The 12,493-nt window shown below is 40.4% G+C and carries 12 protein-coding genes; 11 read left to right on the forward strand and 1 reads right to left on the reverse strand.

Annotated elements, in window-relative coordinates; all coding sequences use genetic code 11:
* Positions 1-4: 4 nt before the first annotated feature.
* The 8 genes from pfkA (at position 5) to sdbB (ending at position 8,106) form a co-directional block, all read left to right on the forward strand.
* Positions 5-1,012 (forward strand): 6-phosphofructokinase, encoded by a 1,008-nt coding sequence (pfkA, locus tag KIH88_RS04010; protein ID WP_213988476.1) that lies wholly within the window; start codon positions 5-7, stop codon positions 1,010-1,012.
* A gap of 64 nt (positions 1,013-1,076) precedes the next feature.
* Entirely contained in the window at positions 1,077-2,582 is a 1,506-nt protein-coding gene (pyk, locus tag KIH88_RS04015) for a pyruvate kinase (RefSeq protein ID WP_213988477.1), read from the forward strand.
* A 159-nt stretch (positions 2,583-2,741) separates the two neighbouring features.
* The gene (locus KIH88_RS04020) at positions 2,742-4,001 is read left to right on the forward strand and encodes a UDP-N-acetylglucosamine 1-carboxyvinyltransferase (RefSeq protein WP_001227104.1); all 1,260 of its coding nucleotides are present in this window, start codon (positions 2,742-2,744) and stop codon (positions 3,999-4,001) included.
* A 15-nt stretch (positions 4,002-4,016) separates the two neighbouring features.
* Complete coding sequence (locus KIH88_RS04025; RefSeq protein ID WP_001028743.1) at positions 4,017-4,568, forward strand: GNAT family N-acetyltransferase; 552 nt, start codon at positions 4,017-4,019, stop codon at positions 4,566-4,568.
* Complete coding sequence (gene spxR, locus KIH88_RS04030) at positions 4,561-5,838, forward strand: CBS-HotDog domain-containing transcription factor SpxR (RefSeq protein ID WP_213988478.1); 1,278 nt, start codon at positions 4,561-4,563, stop codon at positions 5,836-5,838. Before KIH88_RS04025 ends, spxR begins: the two co-directional genes overlap by 8 nt.
* Before the next feature lie 15 nt (positions 5,839-5,853).
* On the forward strand, positions 5,854-6,714 hold the full coding sequence (locus tag KIH88_RS04035) for a methionyl aminopeptidase (protein ID WP_125840244.1): 861 nt from the start codon (positions 5,854-5,856) through the stop codon (positions 6,712-6,714).
* A 126-nt stretch (positions 6,715-6,840) separates the two neighbouring features.
* Positions 6,841-7,548 (forward strand): thiol-disulfide oxidoreductase-associated membrane protein CcdA2, encoded by a 708-nt coding sequence (ccdA2, locus tag KIH88_RS04040; RefSeq protein WP_213988479.1) that lies wholly within the window; start codon positions 6,841-6,843, stop codon positions 7,546-7,548.
* Between the two features lie 12 nt (positions 7,549-7,560).
* Entirely contained in the window at positions 7,561-8,106 is a 546-nt protein-coding gene (gene sdbB / locus KIH88_RS04045; RefSeq protein WP_084854122.1) for a thiol-disulfide oxidoreductase-associated lipoprotein SdbB, read from the forward strand.
* 29 nt (positions 8,107-8,135) lie between these two features.
* Here sdbB and pbp3 read toward each other — a convergent pair whose 3' ends face one another.
* Positions 8,136-9,371: a D-alanyl-D-alanine carboxypeptidase PBP3 gene (pbp3, locus tag KIH88_RS04050; protein WP_213988480.1), complete on the reverse strand. Its 1,236-nt coding sequence runs from the start codon at positions 9,369-9,371 to the stop codon at positions 8,136-8,138.
* Positions 9,372-9,475: 104 nt separating this feature from the next.
* Here pbp3 and KIH88_RS04055 point away from each other — a divergent pair, with 104 nt between their 5' ends.
* From KIH88_RS04055 to KIH88_RS04065, 3 genes are all read left to right on the forward strand, one after another.
* Positions 9,476-10,585 carry an AI-2E family transporter gene (locus tag KIH88_RS04055; RefSeq protein ID WP_213988481.1) on the forward strand — a complete coding sequence of 370 codons (1,110 nt, stop codon included), beginning with the start codon at positions 9,476-9,478 and terminating at the stop codon, positions 10,583-10,585.
* A gap of 229 nt (positions 10,586-10,814) precedes the next feature.
* Positions 10,815-12,011 carry an elongation factor Tu gene (gene tuf, locus KIH88_RS04060; RefSeq protein ID WP_213988482.1) on the forward strand — a complete coding sequence of 399 codons (1,197 nt, stop codon included), beginning with the start codon at positions 10,815-10,817 and terminating at the stop codon, positions 12,009-12,011.
* A gap of 141 nt (positions 12,012-12,152) precedes the next feature.
* A complete protein-coding gene (locus KIH88_RS04065) occupies positions 12,153-12,485 on the forward strand; it encodes a putative DNA-binding protein (RefSeq protein ID WP_061427218.1) in 333 nt (110 codons plus the stop codon).
* Positions 12,486-12,493: the final 8 nt, after the last annotated feature.

Here is a 12,493-nt window from a genome sequence, read left to right on the forward strand (position 1 = left end):
CCAAATGAAACGTATTGCTGTTTTGACCAGTGGTGGAGACGCCCCTGGTATGAATGCTGCCATCCGTGCAGTAGTTCGCCAAGCAATCTCAGAAGGAATGGAAGTATTTGGTATCTATGATGGATACGCTGGTATGGTTGCCGGAGAAATTTATCCACTTGATGCTGCTTCAGTAGGAGACATCATTTCCCGTGGTGGTACTTTCCTTCACTCTGCTCGTTACCCTGAGTTTGCACAACTCGAAGGTCAACTTAAAGGGATTGAGCAGTTGAAAAAACACGGTATCGAAGGTGTCGTTGTTATCGGTGGTGACGGTTCTTATCACGGAGCTATGCGCTTGACTGAGCATGGATTCCCTGCTATCGGACTTCCAGGTACAATCGATAACGATATCGTAGGTACTGACTTCACAATCGGATTTGATACCGCAGTTACTACTGCAATGGATGCAATCGATAAAATTCGTGATACATCATCAAGTCACCGTCGTACTTTCGTTGTTGAAGTAATGGGACGTAATGCTGGTGATATCGCACTTTGGGCAGGTATTGCAACTGGTGCTGATGAAATCATTATCCCTGAAGAAGGCTTCAAGATGGAAGATATCGTAGCTAGTATCAAAGCTGGTTATGAATGTGGTAAAAAACACAACATCATCGTTTTGGCCGAGGGGGTTATGTCTGCCAATGAATTTGGTAAGAAACTCAAGGAAGCAGGAGATACTAGTGACCTTCGTGTGACTGAGCTTGGACATATCCAACGTGGTGGTTCACCAACCGCTCGTGACCGTGTATTAGCGTCACGTATGGGAGCACACGCTGTTAAACTTCTCAAACAAGGAATCGGTGGTGTTGCTGTTGGTATCCGTAACGAAAAAATGGTTGAAAACCCAATTCTTGGAACAGCAGAAGAAGGAGCCTTGTTCAGCCTAACTGCTGATGGCAAAATCGTTGTTAACAACCCTCACAAAGCTGACCTTGGACTTGCTAGCTTGAACAAGAGCTTGTCCTAATCAACTTTAACTAATCTGGTAAAATGACCATAAAAGGTCAAATTATATAAAGGAGTCACAAATCATGAATAAACGTGTAAAAATCGTTGCAACTTTGGGTCCTGCGGTTGAAATCCGTGGTGGAAAGAAATTCGGTGATGACGGATACTGGGGTGAAAAACTTGACGTTGAAGCTTCAGCAAAAAACATTGCTAAATTGATTGAAGCGGGAGCTAACACTTTCCGTTTCAACTTCTCACACGGTGACCACCAAGAACAAGGTGAGCGTATGGCAACTGTTAAACTTGCTGAAAAACTTGCAGGTAAAAAAGTTGGTTTCCTTCTTGATACTAAAGGACCTGAAATCCGTACAGAATTGTTTGAAGGTGACGCAAAAGAGTACTCTTACAAAACTGGTGAAAAAATCCGTGTTGCAACTAAACAAGGAATCAAATCAACTCGTGAAGTGATTGCTTTGAACGTTGCTGGTGCCCTTGACATCTACGATGATGTTGAAGTTGGTCACCAAGTTTTGGTTGACGATGGTAAACTCGGTCTTCGTGTTTTTTCAAAAGACGATGCAACTCGTGAATTTGAAGTAGTCGTTGAAAATGACGGTATCATTGCTAAGCAAAAAGGTGTAAACATCCCAAACACTAAAATTCCTTTCCCAGCTCTTGCTGAACGTGATAACGATGATATCCGCTTTGGTCTTGAACAAGGTATCAACTTCATCGCGATTTCATTCGTCCGTACTGCGAAAGACGTTAACGAAGTTCGTGCAATCTGTGAAGAAACTGGTAACGGTCACGTTCAATTGTTCGCTAAAATCGAAAACCAACAAGGTATCGAAAACTTGGATGAAATCATTGAAGCTGCTGACGGTATCATGATCGCTCGTGGTGATATGGGTATCGAAGTACCATTCGAAATGGTCCCAGTTTACCAAAAAATGATTATCACTAAAGTGAACGCGGCAGGTAAAGTTGTTATCACAGCAACAAACATGCTTGAAACAATGACTGAAAAACCACGTGCAACTCGTTCAGAAGTATCAGACGTATTTAACGCTGTTATCGACGGAACTGACGCAACAATGCTTTCAGGTGAGTCTGCAAATGGTAAATACCCACTTGAGTCAGTTACAACAATGGCTACAATTGACAAGAACGCTCAAACTCTTCTTAACGAATACGGACGTTTGAACTCAGATTCATTTGAACGTAACTCTAAGACAGAAGTTATGGCTTCAGCAGTTAAAGATGCAACAAACTCAATGGACATCAAATTGGTTGTAACTCTTACTAAGACTGGTCACACTGCACGTTTGATCTCTAAATACCGTCCAAATGCTGATATCTTGGCATTGACATTTGACGAATTGACAGAACGTGGATTGATGTTGAACTGGGGTGTTATCCCAATGTTGACAGATGCTCCATCATCAACTGACGATATGTTCGAAATCGCTGAACGTAAAGCAGTTGAAGCAGGTCTTGTACAATCTGGTGACGATATCGTTATCGTTGCAGGTGTACCAGTTGGTGAAGCTGTTCGTACAAACACAATGCGCATCCGCACTGTACGCTAATCTAACATTACAAAGCCTATCATATCAAGCTTTATCGCTTGTGTGATAGGCCTTTTTTTATCGAAATGGAATGTTTAATCAATAGGAGTGGGAAAAAATTGAAAATTGTGGTATAATAGAATGAAAAGACCTTTTTAGTAAATTTTGAAAGAGTAAAACATGAGAAAAATTGTCATCAATGGTGGACGTCCATTGCAAGGTGAGATCACCATTAGTGGTGCTAAAAATAGTGTTGTAGCACTTATTCCAGCTATTATCTTATCAGATGATATTGTCACTTTAGATTGTGTTCCAGATATTTCAGACGTTGCTAGTCTTGTCGAAATCATGGAGATTATGGGGGCAACTGTTAAGCGTTATGACGATGTCTTGGAGATTGATCCAAGAGGCGTTCAAAACATTCCTATGCCTTATGGTAAGATTAATAGCTTGCGTGCTTCTTATTATTTCTACGGAAGTCTTTTAGGTCGCTTTGGTGAAGCTACAGTTGGACTTCCTGGTGGATGTGATCTGGGGCCTCGTCCGATTGACCTTCACTTAAAAGCCTTTGAAGCCATGGGTGCTAAGGTCAGCTATGAGGGAGATAATATGAATTTATCTGCCCAAGGTAAGGGACTTCACGGAGCAAGTATTTACATGGATACCGTCAGCGTTGGAGCAACGATTAACACTATGATTGCTGCGGTCAAAGCTAAGGGGCGTACTGTCATTGAAAATGCGGCTCGTGAACCGGAAATTATCGATGTTGCTACCCTTTTGAACAATATGGGCGCCCACATTCGTGGTGCAGGAACTGATATTATCATTATTGATGGTGTTGAGAAACTTCATGGGACGCGTCACCAAGTCATTCCAGATCGTATCGAAGCTGGAACCTATATTTCACTTGCTGCAGCGGTAGGAAAAGGAATTCGCATTAACAACGTTCTCTATGAGCACTTAGAAGGTTTTATCGCCAAACTAGAGGAAATGGGTGTTCATATGACGGTCTCAGAAGACAGTATCTTCGTTGAAGAACAGTCTGATTTGAAGGCCATCAATATCAAAACAGCTCCTTATCCTGGATTTGCAACCGATTTGCAACAGCCTATAACTCCACTATTGCTGACTGCTCAAGGTCGTGGAACCATTATTGATACGATCTATGAAAAACGTGTTAACCATGTTTTTGAATTAGCAAAAATGGATGCGGATATTACGACTACAAATGATCATATTATCTACAACGGTGGTCGTAGGTTGCACGGGGCAAGCGTAAAAGCTACAGACCTGCGAGCTGGTGCTGCACTTGTCATCGCTGGCTTGATGGCTGAAGGTAAAACTGAAATTACAAATATTGAGTTTATCTTGCGTGGCTACTCAGATATTATTGAGAAATTACGTAGTCTCGGAGCGGATATTACACTCATTGAAGACTAAACCGTTGAGGTGATTATGAATATTTGGACCAAATTAGCAATGTTTTCTTTTTTTGAAACGGAGCGCTTGTATTTGCGTCCTTTCTTTTTTAGTGACAGTCAAGCGTTTTTCGAGATTGCTTCCAATCCTGAAAATTTGCAGTTTATTTTTCCCAGTCAAGCAAGTTTAGAAGAAAGTCAATACGCGCTTGCCAACTATTTTATGAAGGCTCCTCTAGGTGTTTGGGCTATTTGTCTCCAAGGAAATCAGGAAATGATTGGCTCTATTAAATTTGAAAAGATTGATGAAATCAAAAAAGAAGCAGAAATTGGTTATTTCTTAAAAAAGGATTCTTGGTCACAAGGTTATATGACAGAAGTAGTTACCAAGCTTTGTCAGCTTTCCTTTGAAGAATTTGGTTTAAAACAATTATCCATCATCACTCATCTGGAGAATCAGGCTAGTCAAAAAGTAGCCTTAAAATCAGGCTTTAGTCTCTTCCGACAGTTTAAAGGGAGTGACCGCTATACACGAAAAATGAGGGACTATCTTGAATTTCGATATATAAAAGGAGAATTCAATGAGTAAACACCAGGAAATCTTGTCCTATCTGGAAGAGTTGCCAATTGGGAAAAGAGTTAGTGTTCGCAGTATCTCTAATCATCTAGGTGTTAGTGACGGAACCGCCTACCGAGCTATCAAAGAAGCTGAAAATCGTGGCATCGTTGAAACTCGGCCACGTAGTGGAACCATACGAGTTAAGCCCAAAAAAGTGGCTATTGAACGGCTAACCTATGCTGAAATTGCTGAAGTCACCTCCTCTGAAGTTTTAGCCGGCCAGGAAGGGCTAGAGAGAGAGTTTAGCAAATTTTCCATTGGGGCCATGACAGAGCAGAATATCCTGTCCTATCTTCATGATGGTGGTCTTGTGATCGTAGGTGACCGTACTCGTATTCAACTTCTAGCCTTAGAAAATGAAAATGCGGTCCTCGTTACAGGTGGTTTTCATGTTCAGGACGATGTTCTTGAGTTGGCCAATAAAAAAAATATTCCAGTCCTGAGAAGTAAAGATGATACTTTTACAGTAGCGACCATGATTAACAAAGCCCTCTCAAATGTTCAAATCAAAACCGACATTCTGACAGTTGAAAAGCTCTATCGTCCCAGTCATGAGTATGGTTTTTTGAGAGAAACGGATACAGTCAAAGACTATCTAGACTTGGTTCGTAAGAACAGAAGTAGCCGTTTTCCAGTCGTTAACCAATACCAAGTGGTTGTTGGGGTTGTTACTATGCGTGACGCAGGAGACAAGTCTCCCAGCACGACGATTGACAAGGTGATGACGCGCAGTATCTTCGTAACAGGATTGGCGACCAATATTGCCAATGTCAGTCAACGAATGATTGCAGAAGACTTTGAGATGGTTCCCGTTGTCAGAAGCAACCAAACCCTACTTGGTGTCGTAACACGACGAGATGTCATGGAAAAGATGAGCCGTTCCCAAGTTTCTGCCTTGCCAACTTTCTCAGAGCAAATTGGGCAAAAACTCTCTTATCATCATGATGAAGTCGTTATAACTGTTGAGCCCTTCATGTTGGAGAAAAATGGGGTCCTTGCTAATGGAGTCTTGGCTGAAATCCTCAACCATATGACCCAAGACCTAGTTGTGAATAGCGGACGTAATCTCATCATTGAACAGATGTTGATTTATTTCTTGCAGGCTGTACAGATAGATGATACTCTGCGGATTCAGGCTCGTATTATTCACCACACGAGACGCTCAGCTATTATTGATTATGATATTTATCATGGTCATCAGATTGTTTCAAAAGCAAATGTTACGGTTAAAATTAATTAGAATCTAGGAGAAAAAATGATAACTTTAAAATCAGCACGTGAAATCGAAGCCATGGACAAGGCTGGTGATTTCCTAGCAAGTATCCATATCGGCTTACGTAATTTGATTAAGCCAGGCGTGGATATGTGGGAAGTTGAAGAGTATGTTCGTCGACGTTGTAAAGAGGAGAATTTCCTTCCTTTACAGATTGGTGTGGATGGTGCTGTCATGGATTACCCCTATGCCACTTGTTGCTCTCTCAATGACGAAGTAGCTCACGCTTTCCCACGTCATTACATCTTGAAAGATGGCGATTTGCTCAAGGTTGACATGGTATTGGGTGGTCCGATTGCCAAATCCGACCTCAATGTATCTAAACTCAACTTTAACAATGTTGAGCAAATGAAAAAATACACCCAAAGTTATACTGGTGGTTTAGCTGACTCATGTTGGGCTTATGCGGTTGGTACACCGTCTGAAGAAGTGAAAAACCTTATGGACGTAACCAAGGAAGCTATGTATGTAGGAATTGAGCAAGCAGTTGTCGGCAATCGTATCGGTGATATTGGTGCAGCCATTCAAGAATACGCTGAAAGTCGCGGTTACGGGGTTGTACGTGATTTGGTTGGACATGGTGTTGGTCCAACTATGCACGAGGAGCCAATGGTTCCTAACTACGGCATTGCAGGCCGTGGACTCCGTCTCCGTGAAGGAATGGTACTAACCATTGAACCCATGATCAATACTGGAGACTGGGAAATTGATACAGATATGAAGACTGGCTGGGCTCATAAGACTATAGATGGTGGCCTGTCTTGCCAATATGAACACCAGTTTGTGATTACTAAAGACGGTCCTGTTATCTTGACTAGTCAAGGTGAAGAAGGAACGTATTAAAATAAAGGAGCTTAGCTCCTTTTTTTGTGTCAAATTTAGTCAAAATAAATAAGCGTAGCAGACTTCTTACAATTTTTTTCTTTTATAGTAAAATAAGATTAGAATTTTGAGAAAGTAGGTAATTCGTTGGAGTCGATTATATTTCTAGTATCCGTTTTTTTAGCAGGTATTCTGTCCTTCTTTTCACCCTGCATCTTTCCCTTGCTACCTGTCTATGCTGGTATTTTACTGGATGATCAGGGAAATTCGAAAAGTTTCCACTTTTTTGGAAGAGACGTTGCCTGGTCAGGCTTAATTCGGACCTTGTGTTTTATTGCAGGAATCTCCCTCATTTTCTTTATTCTAGGATTTGGGGCTGGATTCCTAGGGCACATGCTCTATGCAGACTGGTTTCGTTATGCTATGGGGACAGTCATTATTCTTTTAGGGCTTCACCAGATGGAAATCTTGCATTTCAATAAACTGGAAGTTCAAAAGACAGTCACCTTCAAACAATCAAAGTCAAATCACTATCTATCAGCCTTTTTACTTGGGATAACCTTTAGTTTTGGCTGGACTCCTTGTATCGGACCAGTTTTAAGTTCGGTCTTAGCTCTAGCGGCTTCAGGAGGGAATGGTGCTTGGCAAGGAGCCGTGTTAACATTAGTATACACATTGGGGATGGCTCTTCCTTTCCTTGTTTTAGCCTTGGCTTCGGGCTGGATTATGCCCTATTTTAGTAAATTAAAACCCCATATGATTCTACTAAAGAAAATCGGGGGAGCTTTGATTATTTTGATGGGATTATTATTAATGCTAGGGCAGTTAAATGCCTTGTCAGGAATTCTTGGATAAAAGGAGAAAAAGATGAAAAAAGTTATTTTTATAGGATTGAGTATTATGTCTCTATTTCTATTGATTGCCTGTGGTGAAAAAGAAACCAAACAGACAAGCAGTCCAAAACAACCTGCTGTACAACAAATCGCAGTGGGTAAGGATGCGCCAGACTTTACCTTGCAGTCTATGGATGGCAAAGAAGTGAAGTTATCAGACTATAAAGGGAAAAAGGTCTATTTGAAATTCTGGGCTTCTTGGTGTGGACCATGTAAAAAAAGCATGCCTGAGCTGATGGAATTAGCTGCCAAACAAGATCGAGACTTTGAAATCTTGAGTGTCATTGCACCAGGTCTACAAGGTGAAAAAACAGTTCAAGACTTTCCAAAATGGTTTCAAGAGCAAGGGTATAAGGATATACCAGTCTTGTATGATACCCAAGCAACTGCCTTTCAAGCCTACCAAATTCGTAGTATTCCAACGGAATACTTGATTGACAGTCAAGGTAAAATTGGGAAAATTCAGTTCGGTGCTATTAGCAATGCAGATGCAGAAGCGGCTTTTAAAGAAATGAAATAAAGAAAAAATCGCGATTCTTCGCGATTTTTTTATAGCTTCTCATTGATAAAGCGGATAAAACGATTCCACCAAACCTTTAAAAAGAAGGCTTTTTCTACTTTCTTTTCAGCGACCATTTCAAAAGAAGGTTTTTCAGAAGTGAGATAACCTTGACCGACCAAATCCTGATCGTCATAGGTTAGAGTACCGACAACCTTGCCTTCTTCCAGTGGAGCTATTTCTGATTTTGGTGTGAATTGAAGAGCTGATGTTGTTTCATTTCCAACTCGTTGGACGATTGAAATATCTGACTTAGCAATTGCGGCTACCTTATCTTCTTTCCCGTCAAGGACTGTCACTTTACTATCTTTGTAGGTTTCGCCTTTCTGAACGACAGTTTTTAAAGTAAAGTTCGCAGAAACATAATCTAAAAGTGAAGAAGTTGCAGTAAAACGTGCATAAGGGTTGCTATCTTGTTGGTCCGCATTTAAAACAACCGTAATGATACGCATTCCTTTTTCAACGGTTGTTCCAACGAAAGAGGCACCGGCTTTGTCGGTAGTACCTGTTTTCAAACCGTCGACACCACCACGATAGGCTGGCATTCCTTCCAACATATAGTTGGTTGAGTGGATTTCAAGTCCAGCAAAAGTAGAAGTTGGCTTTTTAGTGATTTCCAAAACTTGAGGATAATCTCGGATGAGATTACGAGCGACGATTGCAACGTCGTAGGCACTCAACTTGTTTTCATCATCTTTTTTAGAACCTGGATAGATATTATCGCCAAGGGTCTCATTATTTAAACCAGTAGTGTTTACAATAGTTGCATCTTGGATTCCCCATTCAAGAAGTTTAGCCCTCATCTTGTCTACAAAGTCTTTCTCAGAACCAGCAATCTTTTCTGCTAGCGCAATCGCAGCGCTGTTTGCACTGGATACCATTGTAGCCTCTAATAGTTGTTCAACAGTATAATTTCGAGCTTCCATAGGGACGTTACTGGCCTCAGAATTAGTTGTAAGTTTGTAAGGATAGTCCGAAATATCAACAGGTGTTGACAGACTGATAGTCCCTTGCTCCAAGGCTTCATAGACCAAATAAACTGTAACTAGTTTCGTAATAGAAGCAATTTCTACAGGCTGATTTGCATCTTTTTCGTAGAGGATTTTTCCAGTTGTAGCCTCGACAGCAATGGCATGTTTAGCAGCAACGTCAAACTCCTGAGCAGAAACAGTAGAAGCTGTTCCAAAAACAAAAAGTGTTATAAAAGATAAAATTATTTTTTTCATATTAGCTTTATTTTATCATAAAGAAAAAAAATATTCTCGCTTTTTTACTAAAGCCATCTTATCTTTTTAAGAAATATGATAAAATAGAGACAAGGAGGATGCCTATGTTCCGTAGAAACAAATTATTTTTTTGGACAGCTGAAATTTTATTATTAACACTGATTTTCTATCTTTGGAGAGAGATGGGAGCGATTATTACTCCTTTCGTGACGGTTGTGAATACCATCATGATTCCATTTTTGTTAGGTGGATTTTTTTACTACATTACCAATCCAATCGTTACCTTTTTGGAAAAGAGATGTAAGATTAATCGTCTAATTGGTGTCTTGGTCACTCTCTGTGCTTTAATTGGTGCTATCGTTGTTGGGGTCGTCTACCTCTTGCCGATTCTGATTAATCAGTTGACTAGCTTGATTATTTCTAGCCAAAACATCTATAGTAGACTACAAGATTTGATCATTGATTTGTCCATGAATCCAGTCTTCCAAAATATTGATATTCAACAAACCATTCAACAACTTAACCTCTCCTATGTGGATATCCTCCAGAATATCCTGAATAGCGTCAGCAACAGTTTAGGAAGCGTCCTTTCAGCCTTGTTTAGCACGGTTCTGATTCTCATTATGACCCCTGTATTCTTGATTTATTTCTTGTTGGATGGTCATAAGTTGCTACCAATGTTGGAACGTACCGTCTTAAAACATGACAAATTGAATCTTTCTAGCCTTTTAACCAATCTCAATACAACCATAGCACGTTATATCAGTGGAATTGCGATTGATGCAGTTATTATTGGGGGTTTAGCTTATATTGGTTATAGCGTTATCGGATTAAAGTACGCACTAGTTTTTGCTATTTTCTCTGGAATCGCAAATTTAATTCCTTATGTTGGTCCAAGTATTGGCTTGATTCCAATGGTGATTGCCAATGTGTTCACGGATCCTCATCGTATGTTGATTGCGGTTGCTTATATGCTTATTATTCAACAGATTGATGGAAATGTTCTCTATCCACGTATCGTTGGAGGGGTTATGAAAGTGCATCCGATTACGATTTTGGTGCTTCTCTTATTGTCAAGTAATATCTACGGCGTCATAGGGATGATTGTAGCAGTGCCAACCTACTCTATTCTCAAAGAAATCACTAAGTTCTTGGCAAAATTATATGAAAATCATAAGGAAGCTAAAGAACTGGAAAAATCAGAATCCATTTAGAATCAGGGGAAACCTGATTTTTTTTGTGAGCATAATACCGCTAGAATGAAATAAGCTTGAATTGTATAAAGAAGCAGAAGAACAGCACTTTGTAAGATTCAGATTAATTCACAAAATATGTGTAAAACACTTGCAATTTAGCAGAAATTTGATAAAATAGTAAGGAAAGTTAGACTGTATTGCCTACTGTCTATCTATAAAATATATTTTATTGGAGGCTTTTACTCAAATGGCAAAAGAAAAATACGATCGTAGTAAACCACACGTTAACATTGGTACTATCGGACACGTTGACCACGGTAAAACTACTTTGACTGCAGCTATCACAACTGTTTTGGCACGTCGTTTGCCTTCAGCAGTTAACCAACCTAAAGACTATGCGTCTATCGATGCTGCTCCAGAAGAACGCGAACGTGGTATCACTATCAACACTGCGCACGTTGAGTATGAAACTGCAAAACGTCACTATGCTCACATCGACGCTCCAGGACACGCGGACTACGTTAAAAACATGATCACTGGTGCCGCTCAAATGGACGGAGCTATCCTTGTAGTAGCTTCAACTGACGGACCAATGCCACAAACTCGTGAACACATCCTTCTTTCACGTCAAGTTGGTGTTAAACACCTTATCGTCTTCATGAACAAAGTTGACTTGGTAGACGACGAAGAATTGCTTGAATTGGTTGAAATGGAAATCCGTGACCTCTTGTCAGAATACGACTTCCCAGGTGACGATCTTCCAGTTATCCAAGGTTCAGCTCTTAAAGCACTTGAAGGTGATACTAAATACGAAGATATCATCATGGAATTGATGGATACTGTTGATGAGTACATCCCAGAACCAGAACGTGATACAGATAAACCATTGCTTCTCCCAGTCGAAGACGTATTCTCAATCACTGGACGTGGTACTGTTGCTTCAGGACGTATCGACCGTGGTACTGTTCGTGTCAACGACGAAATCGAAATCGTTGGTATCAAAGACAAAACTCAAAAAGCAGTTGTTACTGGTGTTGAAATGTTCCGTAAACAACTTGATGAAGGTCTTGCCGGAGATAACGTAGGTGTCCTTCTTCGTGGTATTCAACGTGACGAAATCGAACGTGGACAAGTTATCGCTAAACCAGGTTCAATCAACCCACACACTAAATTCAAAGGTGAAGTCTACATCCTTACTAAAGAAGAAGGTGGACGTCACACTCCATTCTTCAACAACTACCGTCCACAATTCTACTTCCGTACTACTGACGTTACAGGTTCAATCGAACTTCCAGCAGGTACTGAAATGGTAATGCCTGGTGATAATGTGACTATCGACGTTGAGTTGATCCACCCAATCGCCGTAGAACAAGGTACTACATTCTCTATCCGTGAGGGTGGACGTACTGTTGGTTCAGGTATGGTTACAGAAATCGAAGCTTAATTCGATTAAGTTCCCAGAAGAACAATTATTTAAGTCAGACACTAAAAGAATCTTGCCTTGCAAGGTTCTTTTTTTCTTCTTACTCTATTTGAAGTGCTCCTACTCTAGCAGTAAAATCGTTTTTTTGGTATAATAAAGGTTATGGAAATCGAAAAAACCAATCGTATGAATGCGCTTTTTGAATTTTACGCGGCGCTTTTGACAGACAAGCAGATGAACTATATTGAACTCTATTATGCTGATGATTATAGTCTTGCTGAGATTGCTGAAGAGTTCGGTGTCAGTCGTCAGGCTGTCTATGACAATATCAAGCGGACAGAAAAGATTCTAGAAGATTATGAGATGAAACTGCACATGTATTCGGACTACATTGTTCGCAGTCAGATTTTTGACCAGATCTTGGAGCGTTATCCCAAGGATGACTTTCTGCTGGAGCAGATAGAAATTTTAACAAGCATTGATAATAGAGAATAAGAGGAAGA

The sequence above is a fragment of the Streptococcus oralis genome (genome assembly GCF_018448765.2).
Taxonomy (GTDB): domain Bacteria; phylum Bacillota; class Bacilli; order Lactobacillales; family Streptococcaceae; genus Streptococcus; species Streptococcus oralis_BM.